A 19,218-nucleotide genomic window follows, 5' to 3' on the forward strand; every position below is an offset into this window, starting at 1 on the left:
TCCTGTCGCCAAGGAGGGTGTTGCCATGCGGGTGTTGCGATGCGGGTGTTGCGATGCGGGTGTTGCGATGCAGGTGTTGCGATGCAGGTGTCGCATGCGGGTGTTGCTTAATACGCACTGCGCATCGAGTTACGCAACAAACAGTGCAGCGGCCCAAAGGGCGTGTCAAGGGTGAGTACCCCTTGATAACCACGGTTGGCGAAGGCTCTTGACCGCAACGCCGCGCGACCCCGACCATGTTGCGTATCAAACACGGCGTTGCGCATTACGCATCTTAGGAGGCCCCAGTGTCCCTGCGCCCGAACCCCGGCGGCGAGTACGTCCTGACCCTCTCGTGCCCCGATCGGGCCGGACTCGTCCACGCTGTCACCGGCTTCCTCGTCCAGCACTCGGGGAACATCCAGGAGAGCCAGCAGTTCGACGACCGGCAACAGGACCGCTTCTTCATGCGCGTCCACTTCGACGTATCGGATCCGCACGCGTCACTGGAGCAGTTGCGCTCCGGCTTCGGCCCGGTGGCCGAGGCGTACGGGATCTCCTGGCAGCTGCACTCCACGTCGACGCCGACGCGCACACTGATCATGGTGTCGAAGTTCGGCCACTGCCTGAACGACCTGCTCTTCCGGCAGAGCACCGGCGCGCTCAACATCGAAGTCCCGGCGATCGTCTCCAATCACCGGGACTTCGAACCCCTCGCGCAGAGCTACGGGATCCCGTTCCACCACATCCCGGTGACGCGCGAGACCAAGGCGGACGCGGAGGCGCAACTCCTCGAACTCGTCGGCGAGTTGGACATCGACCTGGTGGTCCTGGCCCGCTATATGCAGATCCTGTCGAACGACCTCTGCAAGCAGTTGGAGGGGCGGGCGATCAACATCCACCACTCGTTCCTGCCGAGCTTCAAGGGCGCACGGCCGTACGTCCAGGCCCACGACCGCGGCGTCAAGCTCATCGGGGCCACCGCGCACTACGTCACGCCCGACCTCGACGAGGGCCCCATCATCGAGCAGGACGTGACCCGCGTGAACCACGCGCAGAACTCCGGCGCCCTGGTCGCGCTCGGCAGGGACGTCGAAGCTCAGGTCCTCGCCCGCGCCGTGAAGTGGCACAGCCAGAGCCGCGTCATGATCAACGACAACCGCACCGTGGTCTTCCGCTGACCGCACCCCCGGCAGACACGTCGATACCCCCGCAGCGGACGCGCGGGGGTATCGACGTGTGGCGGGGCGCCGCCGCCGTGCTCACGGGGGCGGCGCCGCCGCGCTCACACCAGCCCGGCCCCCGCCACCGCGGTGGCGAGCTGCCGCCGCCAACGGGTGAACTGCTTGGCCCGGTTCACGCCGAGGACCGCGACGGGTGCGCCCGCCCGCCGGTAGACCGCGAGGAAGCTGCGGTCGTCGGGGCTGCCGTCCTCGATCGTCACGCTGTCGGCCTGCGCGCCGTGCCCGGCGAACTGGATCCGCACGCCGTACTGGTCGGACCAGAAGTAGGGCGGGCGCGGCGGGGCGATCGACGCCGTGCCTCCGGAGAGCAGTGCGGCCACGGCGGCGGCAGGCCGCTCGTTGGCGCCGCTCCAGTGCTCGATCCGACGGTGCGCACCGAGGGCCGGCTCGTACCAGGACGCGCAGTCCCCGACCGCGACGACCTCCGGGACGTTGGTCGTGCCGTCGGCCCCGCAGAGCACACCGTTCCAGAGTTCCACGCCCGAGCCGACGAGCCAGTCGGTGCCGGGAGTCGCCCCGATACCCGCGACGACGATGTCGGCCGGGATGCTGCGGCCGTCCTCCAGGAGGACGGCGTCCACCCGCTCGCCGCCGGTCACGCCGCGCACCCCGGTGCCGCACAGCACGCGCACCCCGTGGTCGCCGTGCACGCCGACGAGGGCTGCCGCCATGGCCGGTCCGAGCGGGCCTGCCAGAGGCGCCGGACCGGACACGACGTACGTCACGTCGAGCCCCAACTGCCGTGCGGTAGAGGCAACTTCGGCTCCGACGAAGCCACCGCCGACGACCACGAGCCGACCACCGCGCGCCAGGTCGTCGCGCAGCGCCCGGGCGTCTTCGAGGGTGCGCAGGACGTGCACGCCCGCGAGGCCCTCGCTGCCGGGAAGCGTGCGCGCGGACGAGCCGGTGGCCAGGACCACGCCGTCGGCCCGCACACCGCGGCCGTCGGCGAGCCGGACCGTACGCCCCCCGAGGTCGAGGCCGTCCGCACGGGTTCCGAGGATCCACTCGACACCGAGGTCCTCGTCGTCCGACTCCAGGGAGAGGTCGGCCTCGCCCATCGAGCCCTTGAGGAACTCCTTCGACAGCGGCGGGCGGTCGTAGGGGCGGTGGGGCTCGTCCCCGATGAGGACGAGGCGCCCGTCATAGCCCTGGGCGCGCAGGGCGCGGGCGGCGGAGAGTCCGGCGAGTGAGGCGCCGACGACGGCCACGGTGTTCATGCGGAACCTCCGGCAGGTGTGCGCGGGTGGTGGGGTCAACCATGCAGGTTGTTGCACATTGAGAAACGCTGTGCACTTTACGCAACAAGTCTGGAGGTGGCTCCACCCCCTGTCAAGGCAGATCCAGGCGCCGGGGACGGCCACTTCGGGACGGCGACGGAGGCTCCTGGCGAGCGGCGGTCAGGGAACAGCCGTCGAGCCCGAACTCCCCGCTGGTCACGGGGTGTTCGGGCTCGAAGGTCCGCTCCGGCCGGGCGCTCAGTCGTCCGTGTGCGAGCCCGCCAGGACTCCGGTCGCGACGGGGGCGGGCTGTTCGTCGGGCCGCCCGTCGGGCAGTTCGTCACCCTCCTGCGCGCTCGCCGGTTCCGGGGAACGCTCGCGGCGCGGCTCGGCTCGCAGGGCCTTCACCAGCGAGACGCACATACCGATCATCACGAACAGGAACGGGAAGGCCGCGATGACGGCCACCTGCTTGACCGCCTCAAGACCGCCCGCGAGCAGCAGGACCGCGGCGACAAGGCCGGTCAGCGCACCCCAGAGGATCACGACGACCCGACTCGGGTTCGCGCTGCCCCGGCAGGAGAGCGTCGCGAGCACCAGGGACGCGGCGTCCGCCCCGCTGACGAAGAACAGGCCGACCAGGATGATCACGACCACGGAAGTGACCGGGAACCAGGGCAGGTTCGCGAGCGTGGCGAACAGGCCCGCCTCCTCCCCCGCGGCGACGGCCTCGGACAGCCCGCCGCCGTGCAACTCCTGGTTCATCGCCGTACCGCCGAGGATCGCGAACCACACGACGCTCACCAGGCTCGGCGCGAGGATCACTCCGAAGATGAACTGCCGGATCGTGCGGCCGCGCGAGATGCGGGCGATGAACATGCCCACGAACGGCGTCCACGAGATCCACCACGCCCAGTAGAAGACGGTCCAGCCCGAGAGCCATTCGCCGCCGCCGAAGGCCCCCGTCCTGAAGCTCATCTCCGGGAGCGAGGCCAGATAGCCACCGAGCGCCTCGGTCTGGCTGTTGAGGATGAACACCGTGGGGCCCGCGACGAAGACGAACGCGAGGAGGACGCCGGCGAGCACCATGTTGCCGTTGCTGAGCCACTGGATGCCGCGGTGCACTCCGGACAGCGCGGAGAGCACGAACAGCACGGTCAGCACGGCGATGACCGAGACGGCGAGGGCGGTGGAACTGCCGATGCCCCAGACCGCGTTGAGCCCGCTGTTGATCTGCATCGCCCCCAGGCCGAGGGACACGGCGGAGCCGAAGAGCGTGGCGAAGATCGCGAGGATGTCGATCGACTTGCCCAGGGGCCCGTCCACCCGGTCACCGATCAGCGGCCGGAAGGCGCAGCTGATCAGGTTGCTGCCGCCCTTGCGGAATCCGAAGTACGCGAGCACGAGCCCCGCGACCCCGTACAGCGCCCACGGATGGATCGCCCAGTGGAAGTACGAGTACTCCAGGGCCACGCGGGCCGCCTCCTGCGTGCCCGCCTCGGCGGTGCCGGGCGGAGGGCTGGACACGTGCATGACCGGTTCGCTCGCCCCGTAGAACATCAGGCCGATCCCCATGCCGGCGCTGAACATCATCGCGACCCAGGAGGCGGTACGGAACTCCGGTCGCTCGTGGTCCTTTCCGAGCCGGATGTCGCCGAACCGGCTCAGGGCCAGGGAGACGGCGAGGAGGACGAATCCGGCGATGGCCAGGACGAAGAGCCAGCCGAAGTTCTCGATGATCCGCCCCAGGGTCGCGTCCGCGACGCGGGCGAGGTTGTCGGTGAAGAAGACCCCCCAGGCCACGAACAGGGCCGCCAGCGTCACGGACAGATAGAGGACCGCGGGGTCCGACCGCGCCCCGTCCGCACTCTTCTTCTCCGTCGTCGCATTGCTCATCCGAAGCCTTCCGGGAGGGGTGCCGGGGTCTCTCGCAGCGCACCACGAATTGCGTTACACGCAACAGTGCGCTTAATGCGCAACACAGTCCCGTCCGGCTCACGGCACGTCAACCCCTCGCGCACGCCTCGCTCACACCGGACGGCCGGCCTCGCCTCGGCCGCGTGGGCGTGCTCCGTACGAGCCCCGGCTCCGGCGGACGGCGCGCAACAGCCCTTCCCCTGCCAGGCGTCGCACCCCGCGCCAACCGGAGGGTCAGCCGTTCTTCTGCGGCTCACCCCGTTCCGCGCGCGCCGCCTGCTCCGCGCGTGCCGCCTGTTGCGTCTGCTGCGTGTGTTCCGCGTGCTCGTGCGGCTCCAGGTACTCCGGGCAGTCGGGGTTGTGGCAGGGGCCCGTGGCCCAGACGGGTACGTAGGCGCCGAGAGTCTTGTGGCGCCTCTTGACGATCAAGCCCACGTGTTGCTTGCAGACCGGGCACAGCAGTTCGCCCTGCGGGCCCGTCTCATGCTGTTCTTTACCCATTTTTTAATGTTAATCCGAATCACCGGAATCCGGGGCCCGCGCGGGCGGCCGGCGGATGCTGAGGACGATGGACACGGCCAGGACGACGACGATGACCGCGAGGCTCAGCGGGGACGGAATCTCCGGGATGGCCGGGCTGATCAGCTTGTGCGAGGCCTGAAGGATCAGCTTGACGCCGATGAAGGACAGGATGACCGCGAGCCCGGTGTTCAGGTAGTGGAAGCGGTCGAGGAGGCCGGAGAGCAGGAAGTACAGCGCGCGCAGGCCGAGGATCGCGAAGGCGTTGCTGGTGTAGACGATGAACGCGTCGTCGCTGACGGCGAGAACGGCCGGGACGCTGTCGACGGCGAAGATCAGGTCGGCCGCCTCGATGGCCGCGATCACCGCGAGCAGCGGCGTGGCCACAAGTTTCCCGGCCTCTTTCACGAAGAACTTCGCACCGGCGTACTCGTCGCGTACGGGGACGATCTTCCGCAGGGCCCGGACCGCGAAGCTGCGGCCGGGGTCGAACGAGTCCTCTTCATCCTTGAGCAGCTTGTACGTGCTGTAGAAGAGGACGGCGGCGAAGGCGTAAAGCACGGCGGTGAACCTGCTGACCACGGCCACGCCGAGGGAGAGGAACACGGCGCGGAACACGAGCGCGCCCATGACGCCGAAGAACAGGACGCGGTGCTGGTAGGCGCGGGGCACCTTGAAGTAGGCGAAGATCACGGCGAAGACGAACAGGTTGTCCACCGACAGGCTCTTCTCAAGCAGCCAGGCGGTCGTGTACTCGGTCCCCGCCGTCGTACCGAGTACGAGGAAGACCACTCCGCCGAAGATCAGCGCGAGGCCGACCCAGAGTCCGCTCCAGGCGGCGGCTTCCTTGAATCCGATGACATGTGCGCTGCGGTGGGCCAGCAGATCGACCGCCAACGACACCACCACGGTCGCGGCGAACACACCCCATAGCCAGAGCGGGACTTCGAGCACACCGGCCACTCTCCCGGGAACCGACGGCGCATCGGCGCTTGTACAACAGTCTGCGGCACACCGCCGCTTCCGGCGCGGCCGGATGCCGTACAGGGAGGGGCCGGACTCGGTCGCGTGCGGGGCCGGGCGCGATCGGGTGCGCGGGCCCACCGCTCGTACGAAGCTGGGAGGAGGGCACGTACGCGCTGTGGTGAAGGAGAGGCGTGGTGAGCTCCCCTCCGGTGGTGGTCGGGGTCGACGGCTCCGCGTCGGCCTGGGCCGCGGTGGAGACGGCGGCCCGGGAGGCGCTCCTGCGGGACACGGAGCTGCGGGTGGTGCACGCCTTCCTGTGGCCCGCGATGCACGTACCGCCCGGCTCGTCCGTCCTCGGCCCGCCCACCGGAGGCGTCCAGGAATCGGTCGAGGCGCTCCTGGCGGAGGCCGCGGGCCGGGCCCGGCGCGCGGCTCCGGGGGTGGTGACGCGGCACGCGGTGATCGCCGGTGAGTCGGTGGGCGCCCTGGAGGCGGAGTCGCGTACCGCCCAGCTGGTGGTGCTTGGCGAGCGGGGCACGGGCGGCTTCGCCCACCTGCTGCTCGGGTCGACGGCCGTTCAGCTGGCCGCGCACGCCCACTGCCCGGTTCTCGTCGTACGCGGTCGGGAGGTGCGGGACGGTCCGGTGCTCGTGGCCGTGGACGGTTCGCCGCAGGGGCGCGGGGCACTGTCCTTCGCGTTCGCCGAGGCCTCGCTGCGGGGCGCCGGGCTTGAGGCGCTGCACGCGTGGACCACCTGGAGCGACCACGGCGAGATGGTGCCGGGCAGCCCGGTGGACGTGCTCGAACTACTCGGTGACATCGACGAGTTGAGGGCGACGGAGGAACGGCTGCTCGCCGAGGCACTCACCGGGCTCCGCGAGCACTACCCCGACGTGACCGTGCGCCCGAGCCTGGTGCGGGGCCGTACGCGACCCGTGCTGATCGAGGCGAGCGGTCGGGCCCAGCTGGTCGTGGTCGGCGCGCGTGGACACGGCGGCTTCACCGGACTGCTGCTCGGCTCGGTCAGTCAGGCCCTCCTCCACCACGCGCACTGCCCCGTGGCCGTCGTGCGCTCGGGCCTGTGACCGCCTCTATGACCTCTCCATGGCCTCAGTCGGCGTCCGTAGCCTGGTCCAGGGTGAACAGGGCGCCGTCGGGGTCCCGTACGGTCACCTGCCGGGTGGGGCTGTCGGCCCAGTCCGCGTCGGGGAGCGTACTGCCGCCGTGTTCCAGGGCGCGGGACACCGCCTCGTCCAGGTCCTCGACCCTGAAGTGGACCAGCCAGCGGGGCCGGAGCTGCGGTTTCGGCGCCGCCTGTTCCACGGGGCCGCTGTTCATGCGGGCGACCGGGCGCCCCTGCCGCCGGAGCACCACCTGGTCCTCCTCGTACGAGGTGGCGCAGCTGCTGTCGCCGTCACCCTCGCCCCAGCCGAGGACCTCGCCGTAGAAGATCGCCGAGTCGAAGGCGTTGCGGGCGTGGAGTTCGATCCAGGCGGGCGAGCGCTCCGCGCCGATGGTCCACTCGGACAGGACGTCCCCGTCCCAGATGCCGAATACGGCGCCCTCCTGGTCGGTCACCAGGGCAGCCCGTCCCCCGGCGGGGTAGGTGACCGGCCCCACGCCGACCGTGCCTCCGCGCTCGCGCACCCGCGCGACCGCGGCGTCGGCCTCGTCGACGGCGAAGTACGGCGTCCACACCACCGGTACGGCGAACTCCCCGGCCACCGCGCCGATCCCGGCCACCGGTACGCCTTCGTCCTCCGCCAGCGAGAAGGCCCGGCCGAACATGCCCCCTTGCCGGAACGTCCAGCCGAGCACCGCACCGTAGAAGCGCTCCGCGGCCTCGCGATCGCGTGCCACGAGGCTCAACCAGCAAGGGGCGCCGATCACATCCGCTGCCACCAGAACCACGGGATCCTCCGTTCCACCGCTGCAGAGGGCGGAAGAGAGCAGGGAAGAGGGAAGGAAGAGAAGAGGGAAGAGAAGAGGGGACGAAACGGAACTTATCCAGCGTATGGGAAGTATCCGAGCGGAACGACCCGAGTGTCACGGCGCGGAATATCCTGGTCGTGCGGGCGGAACGCCGAGCGGAGGGTGTGACGGCCATGGCCCGACTGGTGGTCCGGAAGGGCGAGCTGATCGTCCGGCTGTCCTGGTGGGAGAAGCTCGCGGCGCGGCACGGTGACATCCACGTACCGCTCGGGGCGGTCGAGCAGGTGGCGGCGGACCCTTCCTGGTGGCGGGTGCTGCGCGGCACGCAGGGCCGGGGGACATGGATCCCCGACGTGCTCTGCATCGGCGTACGGGACGTGTCCGGCACCAAGGACTTCGTCGCGCTCCGCCCCCGGTCGGGGCCGGTGATCTGTGTCGACCTGCACGCCGCGGCCGCCCCGTTCGCCCGGGTCGCCGTGACCGATCCCGTCCCGGACGCGACGGCGGCCACCATTCGGACCGCCGCCGCCCGCTTCCTGCGGGGCTCGCAGGGCGCCGACTGACCAGGCCGCGCCCCGCGCGCCCAACGGCCCACCACGGACAGTGACTTCCCGAAGTGTGCGATGCGCCGACCCGTCCTACGTTGGATCCGCAAGCTTCCGACGAACTTCCCGGACTCTGTTTCCGGACGAGGAGGAACCATGGCCGACAAGGGCGGCATGGACAAGGCAAAGGGCAAGGCCAAGGAAGTGGCCGGCAAGGTCACCGGCGACCGCAAGCAGGAAGTCGAGGGCAAGGGCGAACAGGCCCGCGGCGAGGCGAAGAAGATGCGCGGAAAGGTCGAGGAGCGGGCCCGCAAGACGGGCGGCTCCATGACGGAGGGTCCGAAGGACCCGATGTGACCTGAGGTCCGGCAGCCGGCAGAGCCCGGCGCACCACAGCCCGCAGACAAGGTCGCGGGTTGGGCGCGCCGGGCTCTCGGCGTGCCGGTTGCCGTGCGCTTCGCAGACCACACCGGTCAACTCCTCGTACGGGCGGCGGACTTGACCGTCGAGCCGTCCGGCGCGGGCGGCGCATTTTCCGGCGCCGGGGCGGGACTTCTATCGCGATATAGCGTTAGTCTGACGGGCTGATGCGTGCGCCACGCCGCGCGGAGACGTTCGAAGGGACCTGGACGGAAGCATGTCGGGAGAGATCTCACCCACGGGGAAGCAGCCCGCTCCGGGCTCGCCGCCCGCGCTGCGAGCCTCGCACGCGGACCGGGACCGGGTGGTGGACGTCCTGCGTATCGCGGCGGGGGACGGCCTGCTGAGCGCGGACGAGCTGGACGAGCGCCTGGAAGTCGCCCTGTCGGCGCGGACCCTGGGCCAACTGGCCGTACTCACCGCCGACTTGCCGGCGGTGAGCGGTGCCGCCGCGGCGGTCACGGCGGTCGCGGCGGTCGCGGAACCCAAGGACGTCGTCCGGATCGAGCAGGTCTTCAGCGGCGCGGTGGAGCGTACGGGGCGCTGGGTACTGCCGCGGCGGCTTGAGCTGGCGGTGACCTGGTGCGACGTGACGCTCGACTTCACCGAGGCGGTGATCACCCAGGACACGGTGCGGATCGACGTGGCCATGGCGGGCAAGAGCCTGACGCTGATCACGGGGCCGGACATCGAGGTCGACGTGGACGGGCTGACCCTGGTGCACTGCAAGCTCCGACACCGCCGCATGCGCGCAGCTCCGGGCACGCCGACCAGGCTGCGCGTGGAGCTGGTCGGCCAGAAGGCCCACGGCAATGTGGTGGTGCGGCCCCCGCGCCGGACGTTCGGGCAGTGGCTGCTGCGCAGGCCGGTGTCGCCGCCGTCCGGGTCCGGGGGCGGGTGACGGGCGGCGGCGGGCCGAGACGGATGCCGCGCCTCAGGCCGTCGCGAGGGCGACCTCCGTCGACTTGATCAGCGCGACCACCGAGGAGCCGACGGCCAGACCGAGATCGGTGACCGAGTCCTTGGTGATCGCGGCGGTCAGCGCGCCACCGCCCTCGATCTCGACCTTGACCGCCGCCATGGCCCCACCGGTGACCACCTCGGCGACCGTGCCGGAGAGCTGGTTGCGGATGGACAGCCCCTCGACGGGACCGGTCGCGAGGGACACCTCGGTGGACTTGACCAGGGCGTGCACGGCCGAGCCCGCGGCGACGCCCAGCTCCCGCACGGCCTCCAGGGTGATCGCCGCGGTGACGACCTGGCCGCCGTGCAGACGGACCTTGACGGTGGCCATGACCTCCCCGGGGGCGACCGCGGTGACGGTGCCGGGGAGCTGGTTGCGGATGGAGAGGCTCATCAGGGAACACCCCGGTCTCGAGTGATGGGCGGCGGCAGCGGAGCGGTCGACTCCGTGACGATCGGCTTCCGTGACAGTCGGCATCCGTGACAGTCACGGCTTCCGTAACAGTCACGGCTTCCGCGACAGTCGGCATCCGTGACAATTCGACTTCCGTGACAATTCGACTTCCGTGACAAGTGAACGGGCACGACGCCGCCGTCCGCACTTGGGGATTCCTCCAGCAGCCCTCGCACCTGCCATGGATATTCCGCCGGAGAATTGCACATGCCAGGAAAAGCGCCGTACCTTGTCGCACATGCAGTCCTACACGATCGGTCAGGCCGCGCGTCTGCTCGGCGTCAGCCCTGACACCGCGCGGCGCTGGGCCGACGGAGGCAAGGTCGCCACCCACCGCGACGAGGCCGGCCGCAGGCTCATCGACGGCCGTGACCTGGCCGCGTTCTCCGTCGAGGTCGCCCAGGGCGGCGTCGGCGAGGAGGACGTGTCGTACACCTCGGCGCGCAACGCCTTTCCGGGCATCGTCACCGCCGTCAAACTCGGCGACGTCGCCGCGCAGGTGGAGATCCAGGCAGGGCCGCACCGGCTGGTCTCCCTGTTGACCCGGGAAGCCGTCGAGGAGCTCGGCCTTGAGGTCGGCATGCAGGCCACCGCCCGCGTGAAGTCGACCAGCGTCCACATCGACCGCGCCTGAGCCGCACCGGACGGCCGCATCCGGACGGCCGCACCCGCACCACACGTGGCGCTGCCCGTCCCCGGCGCTGACCCTTTCCGCTCACGGTCCGGCCTCCGTCGCCGAGCCGATGCCCCAGGAGTCCCACTCATGTCGACCGTCATGACCAAGCGCCGCACCGCCGCCACCCTCGTCGTCGCCGCTCTCCTCGTCCCGCTGGCCGCCTGCGGCAGCAGCGCCGACGGAAAAGAGGACAACGGCTCCGGGCAGGGAGGCGAGAAGACCGAGCTGACCGTGCTCGCCGCCTCCTCCCTCACCGACGTGTTCAAGACCGCCGGGGCCGCGTACGAGAAGGAACACCCCGGCACCGAGGTCACGTTCTCCTTCGCGGGCTCCCAGGAGCTCGCCGCCCAGGTCAAGCAGGGCGCCCCGGCGGACGCGCTCGTCACGGCGGACGAGAAGACGATGGACGGGCTGCGGTCCGACACCGGCACGCCGACCGTCATCGCCAAGAACCGCCTGGTGATCGCCACCGGCAAGGGCAACCCGAAGAACATCAAGGACCTTGAGGACCTCGCGAAGAGCGACCTGAAGGTCGTCCTCGCCGCCCCCGAAGTGCCCGTGGGCCGCTACAGCAAGCAGGTCCTCGACCAGCAGGACCTCACCGTCAAGCCCGTCTCGCAGGAGCCCAACGTGCGGGCGGTGCTCAGCAAGGTCGAGCTGGGCGAGGCCGACGCGGGCATCGTCTACAAGACGGACGTGACCGCCTCCGGCGGCAAGGCGGACGGCGTCGACATCCCGACCGACCGGAACGCGATCGCCTCGTACCCGGCCGCGACGCTCAAGGTGTCCGAACACTCCGATGCCGCCGCCGAGTTCGTGAAGTGGCTCGGCAGCCCCGAGGCGCAGAAGATCCTGCGGGAGGCGGGCTTCCAGAAGCCGTAGCAGTCCGGTCCGGGAGACCGCCCGGTCTCCCGAAGGCACCGTCTCCGGGAGACCGGGCGGGCCCCGAAGGCACCGTCTCCGGGAGACCGGGGGCCCCGAAGGCACCGCAGCTCCGCTCCCCCTCGAACGAACGCATACGACGCACGAACGCATACGACACGCTCAGGAACCCGCGATGAGAAGCCGAAGCCGACACCCCCGGCAGGCCGGGCCGCGCACCCCCGTGGCCCTGGCCGTGCCCGCCCTCCTCGCGATCGCGTTCCTGCTGCTGCCGCTGGTCGGCATCCTCGCGCGGACCGAGTGGCGCGAGCTCGGCACCCACCTGACCAGCCCGGGCGTCACCGAGGCGCTCAAGCTGTCGCTGTACGTGTCGTTCTGGTCCCTCGGCCTGGCGCTGGTCCTCGGCGTGCCGCTGGCCTGGTTCCTCGCGCGGGTCCGCTTCCCCGGCAAGGCCCTCGTACGTTCCCTCGTGCTGCTTCCCATGGTGCTGCCGCCCACCGTGGGCGGTGTCGCGCTGCTGCTCGGCTTCGGGCGCCGTGGGCTGCTTGGGCCGTGGCTGGAGGGCACCTTCGGGATCGTGCTGCCGTTCCACACGTCGGGCGCGGTGGTGGCGGCGACGTTCGTGGCGATGCCGTTCCTGGTCATCAGCCTGGAGGGAACGCTCGCGGGCCTGCGCCCGGCGTACGAGGAGACCGCCGCCTCCCTCGGCGCCTCGCCGGTACGGGTGTTCTTCACCGTGACGCTGCCGATGGTCGCCCCGGGCCTCGCCGCCGGAGCGGCCCTGACGTGGGCGCGGGCGCTCGGCGAGTTCGGGGCCACCATCACCTTCGCCGGCAACCTGCCCGGCACCACGCAGACCCTTCCCTTGCAGGTCTATCTGCTGCTCCAGGACCAGCCCGAGGCGGCGACGTCCGTGTCGCTGCTGCTCCTGGTCATCGCCATGGCCGTCCTGATCGCGCTGCGCGGACGCTGGGCCGGCGGCGGCGCGGCCCACCGCGCGGCGCGCCCGCGCGGCGAGAGCCCCGACTCCCCGACCGGTGCCACGGACATCCCGCAGGACACCGGGCACCCCACCCCGAAGACCGGGGCCGCACCGGGACACTGGCCGCTGCACGCCGACGTCACCGGCTTCAACCAGCTCACCCTCGACGCAGCTCCGGGCACCACCATCGCCGTCGTCGGCCCCAACGGCGCCGGAAAGACCACCCTGCTCCGGGCGCTGCTCGGCCTCACCCCACGCGCCCACGCGGACCTGCGGCTCGGCGAGCAGCACGTCAGCGCCCTGCCGCCGCACCGTCGGGGCGTCGCCTGGGTCCCGCAGGACGGCGCGCTCTTCCCGCACTTGAGCGCCCTCGCCAACACCGCGTACGGGCTCCGGGCCCAGGGCGTACGCCGGGACGAGGCCCGGCGCATCGCCCAGGAGTGGCTCGACCGGCTCGGTGTCGGCCACCTCGCGCACCGCAAGCCCGCGCAGCTCTCCGGCGGCCAGGCCGGACGCGTCGCTCTCGCCCGGGCGCTGGCGCCGAGCCCCCGACTGCTGCTGCTGGACGAACCCCTCGCCGCCCTCGACCAGTCCACGCGGGCCCACGTACGCCACACCCTGCGCAGCCATCTCTCCGGTTTCGGCGGCGTCTGCCTGATCGTCACCCACGACCCGGTGGAGGCGGTGTCGCTCGCGGACCGTGTCCTCGTACTCGAAGACGGCCGCACCCTGCAGGACGCCCCCGCGGCGGAGGTCACCCGGCACCCCCGCTCGCCGTGGGTGGCCCGCATGCTGGGCCGCAACGCCCTTGCCGGGACGGGCACTTCGGAGGGGACACTCCGGCTGGCCGACGGCGGCCGCCTTGTCGTCGCCGATCCCCTGCCGGAGGGCACGGAGGCGCTGGCCGTCATCGCCCCGGAGGCCGTCTCGCTGCACCGGACGCGCCCCGAGGGCAGCCCGCGCAACGTGTGGCACGGCACGATCCGGGAGATCACCGCGGTCGGCAGCCGCCTCCGCGTCCTGGTCACGGCGGAGCACACGCCGGACCTCGTCGCCGAGATCACCCCGCAGGCGGCGACGGAACTCGCCCTCACCGAGGGCACCGCCGTCTTCACCGGCATCAAGGCCACGGAAGTCGTGCTGGTGCCTCTCTAGCCCTTGCGCCGACGCCGAGCGTGAGCGGGTCCGGCGGCGGGTGGCCGGTCAACCGAAGTCGAGCGACGCCCGAGCATCGGGTCACCTACCCATGGCGGGTTGAGTACGCGTGCTCAGGCGCGACGCCCGAGGGCCCTCTTAGCGTCCCTCCATGCATATAGACCACGTTGCCCGCGCCCCGGAGGTCCGCGTCGGCATCACCGCGGTGGCCTCCTGTCTGCCTCGGGCCGAGGTGAGCTCGTACGACCTTCAGGAGCGGGTCACCGCGGCCGCCGGGCTCCGGCTGCCGGAGCGGATGTTCGAGCGGGCGACCGGCATCGTCTCGCGCCGTGCGGCGGCGGACGGCGAGTACGCCTCGACGCTCGCGGTACGCGCGGGACGTACGGCGCTTGGCCGGGCGGGGCTCGACCCGTACGACATCGACCTGCTGGTGTTCGGCTCCGCGACGCGGGACGTGGTGGAGCCGGCGACGGCGCATATCGTCCAGGCCGAGCTGGGGTCCCGGGCGCATGCGCTGGACGTGACGAACGCGTGCAACAGCTTCGTCAACGCCATCGACACGGCACGGGCGTTGATCCTCGCGGGCCGGGCCCGCCGCGCCCTCGTCGTCACCGGCGAGACCCCGAGCCGGGCCGTGCGGCACCGGCCGGCCGACGCGGGCCAACTCCGGGACGCCTTCGCCGGATACACCTTCGGTGACGCGGGCGCGGCCGTGGTCCTGGAGGCGGTGGAGCGGGGCGGAATCGTCGACGTCGACACCGAGACGCACTCCGAGCACTGGGCGGTCGGCGGGATCTTCGGCGGCGGTTCGCGGCATCCGCGGGGCGACGAGCACACGTACTTCCGTGGGGACGGGAGCGAGTTGCGCGAGGTGTTCGAGAAGGTCGGCACGTCCGTGCTCGACCGGATGCGCCGGCGCACCGGCCTGGAGTGGGGCGACTTCCGGCACATCCTGGTGCACCAGGTCACCGTTCCGTACCTGGAGCGGTTCGTGGAGCTCACGGGTGTGCCCCGGGACCGGCTCGTCGTCACCGTGCCCGAGCTCGGCAACATGGCGAGCGCCACGCTCGGCGTGCAGCTGGACCGGGTGCACGGCCAACTGCGCTCCGGCGACCGGGTGTTGTTCGTCGGCCTGGGCGGCGGCGTCAGCATCATGACGATGGTCTGGGAGAAGGCATGAGCACTCCCCTGTGGGTCGTGGTGCCCGCACACCAGGAGGCCGCGCGGATCGGCGCCACGCTTGAGGCCCTCGCCGCCCAGCGGGACCGGGACTTCACGCTCGTGGTCGTGGACAACGCCTCGACCGACGCGACGGCCGCTGTCGCGCACGCCTTCGCCCGGCGCGCCCCCTTCCCCGTGCACGTCCTGAGCGAACCGGAGAAGGGTGTGGGCTGTGCGGTCGACACCGGGTTCCGGTTCGCGATCGGCCGGGGTGCGGTGCTGCTCGCCCGCACCGACGCCGACTGTCTGCCGCGCCCCGGCTGGACGGCCGGGGCCCGGGGCGCGCTGGCGCGGGGGGCGGGTCTGGTGTGCGGACGCATCGACGCGCGGCGCGACGAGCACGGGCCGCTCGGGCGGGCCGTCTTCCGCGCCCTGGTCCGCGTCGCCGCGTTCTTCGGCCGCATCCGCCCCGCCCACCACCACCGCCACGGCTACCTCGCGCCGTACCGGATGCACGCCGGCAACAACATGGCCATCACGGCCGACCTGTACGACGCCGTCGGCGGCATGCCGCGCCGTCCCTCGCCGACCGACCGGCTGTTCCTGAACCGCGTACGCAGGCACACCACGGCCATCGTCCGGGCCCGCGACATGGTCGTGGAGAACTCGACCCGGCGGCTGCGCGCGTACGGCGTCGTCGGCACCGCCCGCTGGTACCTCGACAAGGGCCCGGGCCGTCACGGGGAGGACCCACGCTGATGCTCGACACCCTCGCCCACACCCTGCGCGCGCACCCGGACCGGCCCGCCGTCCTCGGCGCCACCCGCACCGGCGCCGTACGCGTCAAGGCCACCCACGCGGACCTGGCCGACCTCGCCGACCGCCACACCGCGGCCCTGCACGCCCGGGGCATCGGAAGAGGCAGCACCGTCGGCGTCGCCGTACGGCCCGGGCCGCGCGCCCTGGCCGTGATGCTCGCCGTGCACCGGCTCGGCGCGCGGGCCGCGGTGCTCGACCCCGGGGCCGGTCCCGACGTGCTGCGCGCCCGGCTCGCCCTGGCCCGCCCCGATGTGGTCCTCGCCGACGCCACCGCGCAGGCGGTCGCGGGCTGGGCCCGGCCGCTCGCCCGCCGGGCCCGCCTCGCCCTGCCGGACCTGGCCGAGCTCGGCCCGGTCGTCACGGTGGGCCCGCGGCTGCCGGGCTGCGCGCCCGCCCTGGACTCCGGTGTGCGGACGACGGCACTGCCTCGGCCGGTGGACGAGGACGGCGACGCGGTCATCGTGTTCACGTCGGGCACCACGTCGAGTCCCCGCGCGGTGGTGCACACGCGGTCCTCGCTCGCGGCCGGGATGGCGACCGTCGCCGAGCTGGTCGGGCCGGAGGCCGGACGGCCCGTGCTCGGCGGTACGTTCTTCGTCCTCCTGCCGTCGCTCGCGAGCGGGGCGCCGGTCGCACTGCCCGCACGATCGCCGCGCGTCCTGGCCCGGCAGATACGCCAACTCGCCCCGCAGGCAACCTACTTGACACCCCCTCAACTGCGTCACCTGCTCGCTGCGGGCGGCCGGTTCACGGGCCGGGTGTGGACCGGCTCGGCCCCCGCGAGCGCCGACCTCCTTACCCGCGTCAAGCAGGCGGGCGCCGACGAGGCCTGGGGCGTCTACGCGCTGACGGAACTGTTCCCCGCCGCGGCCGTCGAGCAGGCCGACAAGGCCGCCTTCACCGGGGCCGGAGACCTGGCCGGTCCGCCCCTGCCGGGGGTCGCCGCCAAGACGGACGCCGCGGGCGAACTGCTGCTCTCCGGCCCGGCCGCCCGCCACCGCTACCTCGGCCAGGAGCCGGACCCGTGGGTCGCCACCGGGGACCGCGCCCACCTCGACGCGAACGGCCGGATCGTCCTCGAAGGCCGCCTCAAGGACATGGTGCTGCGCGAGGCGGAGAACATCTACCCGGGCCTGTACGAACCGGCGTTGCACGTGCCCGGCGTCGAACTCGCCGTACTCGTCGGCGTACCGGCAGGGGACGGCGACGAACACCTGGTCGCCGTCGTACAGCCGAGCCGCGGAGCCGACCGTGGCGCGCTGCGCGCCGCGCTGGCCGGACCGCTGGAGCGGATGGGCGCGGCCCGGCCGGACGCGGTGCTGCTCGCCGACATCCCGCTGGCGGGCCGCTCGTTGAAGCCGGACCGCGCCGCCACCGCCCGCCTCGCCGCGGCGCGCCGGCGCGAAGGGAGCCGGGGGTGAGCGCGCGGAGAGGGCCGTTGTGGGTCGTGGTGCCCGCGTACAACGAGGAGTCCGGCATGGCGGCCACCCTCACCGCACTCGCCTCCCAGACGGACACGGACTTCACCCTGGCCGTCGTCGACAACGCCTCCACCGATGCGACCGCCGCGCTCGTACGCCGCTTCGCGGGCACCGCGCCCTTCCCGGTGCACGTCGTCCGGGAGGAGGAGCGGGGCACCGGCGCGGCCGTCGACACGGGGTTCCGGTACGCGATCGCCCGGGGCGCCGCGCTTCTCGTCCGCACGGACGCCGACTGTCTGCCCGCCGCCGACTGGATCGCGGCGGCGCGCGCGGAGTTCGGCCGCGGCACGGAGCTGGCCTGCGGCCGCAGCGTTCCGCGCCGCGACGAGCGGCCCTCGCTCGCCGAGCGGTATCTGCTGCCGGGGGTGGTGCGGGCGACCGCGCTGTACGGGCGCTGCCGCAGCGCGCACCGGCACCCGCGCTACCGCGCCCCGTACGTGCTGTGCCACGGCCACAACATCGCCGTCACCGCCGAGTTGTACGTGCGCTGCGGGGGCACGCCGCGCACGCCGCTGGAGGGGCCGCCGGAGGACGTCGCGCTCCTCAACCGGGCCCGTGAGCACTCCGACCGGATCGCCCGCGCCGAGGACATGGTCGTGTACGCCAGCCTGCGCCGGCTGCGGGCCTGGGGTGCGCGCCGGACGCTGCTGTGGTGCTGGGACCGGCGTTACCGTCCCGCCGACCTGAAGGAGGTGCACGTCCGATGAGCACCGCCTCGGAGCGTGGCCTGCGGGCCGCCCGGCGCCGTGACCGGCGGGTGTACACCCGCTCCCACCCCGTCCTCTTCGGGCTCCTCGCCGCGACCCGTCGCAGGCCGGTGGCCCGTATCGGGAGCGCCGTCCTCGTGCATGGCTCCGCCCCGTACCGGCAGGCCCTCACCCGGGTGCCGCTGGACCGCACGGCGGTCGGTACGACGGGCGGCGCAGCGCGTGAACTGTCCGCCGGTGGAACGCTGTTCGACCAGGAGGGCGCCGGTCACCGGGGCACCCGGCGTGCGGTCGCCGAGGACCTCGGCGCGGCCGGGGTGGAGCGGCTGCGGCCGGTGTGGCAGGAGGTCCTGACCCGCCGCCTCGCCCCGCTGGCCGCCGGGCATCCGGTCGAACTCGTGGTCGTAGCACGCGAGTTGGCCGGTGCGACGGTCCGCGCGCTGCTCGGGTCCACGGCCGCCCCGGAGGACATCGCGGAGGCGTCCGCCCACGCGGCGGCCACTGCCGTACGCGACCATCTGCCCGGGCCCAGGCCGCCCGGCACCGCGCGTGCGGCGGCCGCGGCGGCCGCGCGTCTTGAGGCGCTGCTGGCCGCGGACCTGCCCGGGGAGGGCACGGAGTCCGCGCTGCGGGCGATGCTGGCGGTCGCCGCGGTCAACACCACCGTCGCGGCCCTGCCGCGCGCCGCCGCCTGGTGCGCCGACGCGCGGCTGTGGGAACAGGCCGCCGACGACCGGCTGCGGCCGGCGCTGGTCGGCGAACTGCTTCGCGTGACCGCCCCTTCGCCGCTGCTGCCGCGCGTGGCGGCAGCAGACGCGGAGCTGGGCGGCTGCCCCGTACGGGCCGGGGACCGGCTGCTCCTGGTGGCACGGCATGCGGTACGCGCCCACAGCGATCTGCCGGACGCGCACTGCCCGGCGCCGCCCGCCGAGGCCCAACTCGTCTTCGGCGCGGGCGCGCACGCCTGCCCCGGCGCACGCCTGGCCCGCGCCCAGCTCACCGACACGCTCGCCGCACTCGCACCCCACCGCCCCACGGTCCTACGCGCCCGGGTCGACCGCGCCGCGGCCCTCCCCGGCTGGCGCTCCCTCACGATCCGCGCGACGGACCACACCGCCTCCCCGGACCATCGATGACGCACCAGCACCCTCCCCCAGGCGACACGGCCGCCGTCCACCCTCCACCGCCCCACACCG

General features: G+C 72.6%; 19 protein-coding genes. 13 read left to right on the top strand and 6 right to left on the bottom strand.

All coding sequences use genetic code 11. The features are described 5' to 3' along the window. Positions 1-287 precede the first annotated feature (287 nt). Positions 288-1,160: a formyltetrahydrofolate deformylase gene (gene purU, locus RCO28_RS16095; RefSeq protein ID WP_308941805.1), complete on the top strand. Its 873-nt coding sequence runs from the start codon at positions 288-290 to the stop codon at positions 1,158-1,160. A gap of 104 nt (positions 1,161-1,264) precedes the next feature. Here purU and RCO28_RS16100 read toward each other — a convergent pair whose 3' ends face one another. The 4 genes from RCO28_RS16100 to RCO28_RS16115 all read right to left on the bottom strand — a co-directional run bounded on the left by RCO28_RS16100 (position 1,265) and on the right by RCO28_RS16115 (position 5,833). Continuing rightward, a complete protein-coding gene (locus tag RCO28_RS16100) occupies positions 1,265-2,443 on the bottom strand; it encodes an FAD-dependent oxidoreductase (protein ID WP_308941806.1) in 1,179 nt (392 codons plus the stop codon). Positions 2,444-2,701: 258 nt separating this feature from the next. After that, the gene (locus RCO28_RS16105) at positions 2,702-4,339 is read right to left on the bottom strand and encodes a BCCT family transporter (protein ID WP_308941807.1); all 1,638 of its coding nucleotides are present in this window, start codon (positions 4,337-4,339) and stop codon (positions 2,702-2,704) included. Positions 4,340-4,594: 255 nt separating this feature from the next. Continuing rightward, positions 4,595-4,861 carry a hypothetical protein gene (locus tag RCO28_RS16110; RefSeq protein ID WP_308941808.1) on the bottom strand — a complete coding sequence of 89 codons (267 nt, stop codon included), beginning with the start codon at positions 4,859-4,861 and terminating at the stop codon, positions 4,595-4,597. Between the two features lie 9 nt (positions 4,862-4,870). After that, positions 4,871-5,833, bottom strand: a complete 963-nt coding sequence (locus tag RCO28_RS16115) for a TerC family protein (protein ID WP_308941809.1) — start codon at positions 5,831-5,833, stop codon at positions 4,871-4,873. Between the two features lie 206 nt (positions 5,834-6,039). Between RCO28_RS16115 and RCO28_RS16120 the strand changes: the two genes are divergently transcribed. Further along, complete coding sequence (locus tag RCO28_RS16120; protein ID WP_308941810.1) at positions 6,040-6,930, top strand: universal stress protein; 891 nt, start codon at positions 6,040-6,042, stop codon at positions 6,928-6,930. Between the two features lie 25 nt (positions 6,931-6,955). Here the strand turns inward: RCO28_RS16120 and RCO28_RS16125 are convergent, their stop codons facing one another. Beyond that, a complete protein-coding gene (locus tag RCO28_RS16125; protein WP_308941811.1) occupies positions 6,956-7,756 on the bottom strand; it encodes a VOC family protein in 801 nt (266 codons plus the stop codon). Positions 7,757-7,950: 194 nt separating this feature from the next. Here RCO28_RS16125 and RCO28_RS16130 point away from each other — a divergent pair, with 194 nt between their 5' ends. From RCO28_RS16130 to RCO28_RS16140, 3 genes are all read left to right on the top strand, one after another. Next, entirely contained in the window at positions 7,951-8,340 is a 390-nt protein-coding gene (locus RCO28_RS16130; protein WP_308941812.1) for a hypothetical protein, read from the top strand. A gap of 138 nt (positions 8,341-8,478) precedes the next feature. Continuing rightward, a complete protein-coding gene (locus RCO28_RS16135; RefSeq protein WP_308941813.1) occupies positions 8,479-8,679 on the top strand; it encodes a CsbD family protein in 201 nt (66 codons plus the stop codon). A gap of 280 nt (positions 8,680-8,959) precedes the next feature. Beyond that, a complete protein-coding gene (locus RCO28_RS16140; RefSeq protein ID WP_308941814.1) occupies positions 8,960-9,643 on the top strand; it encodes a DUF1707 domain-containing protein in 684 nt (227 codons plus the stop codon). A gap of 33 nt (positions 9,644-9,676) precedes the next feature. Here RCO28_RS16140 and RCO28_RS16145 read toward each other — a convergent pair whose 3' ends face one another. Next, a complete protein-coding gene (locus RCO28_RS16145; protein ID WP_308941815.1) occupies positions 9,677-10,099 on the bottom strand; it encodes a TOBE domain-containing protein in 423 nt (140 codons plus the stop codon). Positions 10,100-10,397: 298 nt separating this feature from the next. On the opposite strand from RCO28_RS16145, the gene RCO28_RS16150 reads away from it, so the two are divergent. The 8 genes from RCO28_RS16150 to RCO28_RS16185 all read left to right on the top strand — a co-directional run bounded on the left by RCO28_RS16150 (position 10,398) and on the right by RCO28_RS16185 (position 19,158). Then, complete coding sequence (locus RCO28_RS16150) at positions 10,398-10,793, top strand: helix-turn-helix transcriptional regulator (RefSeq protein ID WP_308941816.1); 396 nt, start codon at positions 10,398-10,400, stop codon at positions 10,791-10,793. 129 nt (positions 10,794-10,922) lie between these two features. Further along, a complete protein-coding gene (gene modA / locus RCO28_RS16155) occupies positions 10,923-11,717 on the top strand; it encodes a molybdate ABC transporter substrate-binding protein (RefSeq protein ID WP_308941817.1) in 795 nt (264 codons plus the stop codon). A gap of 175 nt (positions 11,718-11,892) precedes the next feature. Continuing rightward, positions 11,893-13,854, top strand: a complete 1,962-nt coding sequence (locus RCO28_RS16160) for an ABC transporter permease (protein ID WP_308941818.1) — start codon at positions 11,893-11,895, stop codon at positions 13,852-13,854. A 151-nt stretch (positions 13,855-14,005) separates the two neighbouring features. Then, positions 14,006-15,034: a ketoacyl-ACP synthase III gene (locus RCO28_RS16165; protein WP_308941819.1), complete on the top strand. Its 1,029-nt coding sequence runs from the start codon at positions 14,006-14,008 to the stop codon at positions 15,032-15,034. Further along, complete coding sequence (locus RCO28_RS16170) at positions 15,031-15,774, top strand: glycosyltransferase family A protein (protein WP_308941820.1); 744 nt, start codon at positions 15,031-15,033, stop codon at positions 15,772-15,774. The genes RCO28_RS16165 and RCO28_RS16170 overlap by 4 nt, the downstream gene beginning before the upstream one ends. After that, entirely contained in the window at positions 15,774-17,255 is a 1,482-nt protein-coding gene (locus tag RCO28_RS16175; protein ID WP_308941821.1) for a class I adenylate-forming enzyme family protein, read from the top strand. Before RCO28_RS16170 ends, RCO28_RS16175 begins: the two co-directional genes overlap by 1 nt. Next, on the top strand, positions 17,252-18,022 hold the full coding sequence (locus tag RCO28_RS16180) for a glycosyltransferase (protein WP_308941822.1): 771 nt from the start codon (positions 17,252-17,254) through the stop codon (positions 18,020-18,022). Before RCO28_RS16175 ends, RCO28_RS16180 begins: the two co-directional genes overlap by 4 nt. After that, positions 18,019-19,158 (top strand): cytochrome P450, encoded by a 1,140-nt coding sequence (locus RCO28_RS16185; RefSeq protein WP_308941823.1) that lies wholly within the window; start codon positions 18,019-18,021, stop codon positions 19,156-19,158. The genes RCO28_RS16180 and RCO28_RS16185 overlap by 4 nt, the downstream gene beginning before the upstream one ends. Positions 19,159-19,218: the final 60 nt, after the last annotated feature.

The organism is Streptomyces sp. LHD-70, from assembly GCF_031157275.1.
Classification (GTDB): Bacteria; Actinomycetota; Actinomycetes; order Streptomycetales; family Streptomycetaceae; genus Streptomyces.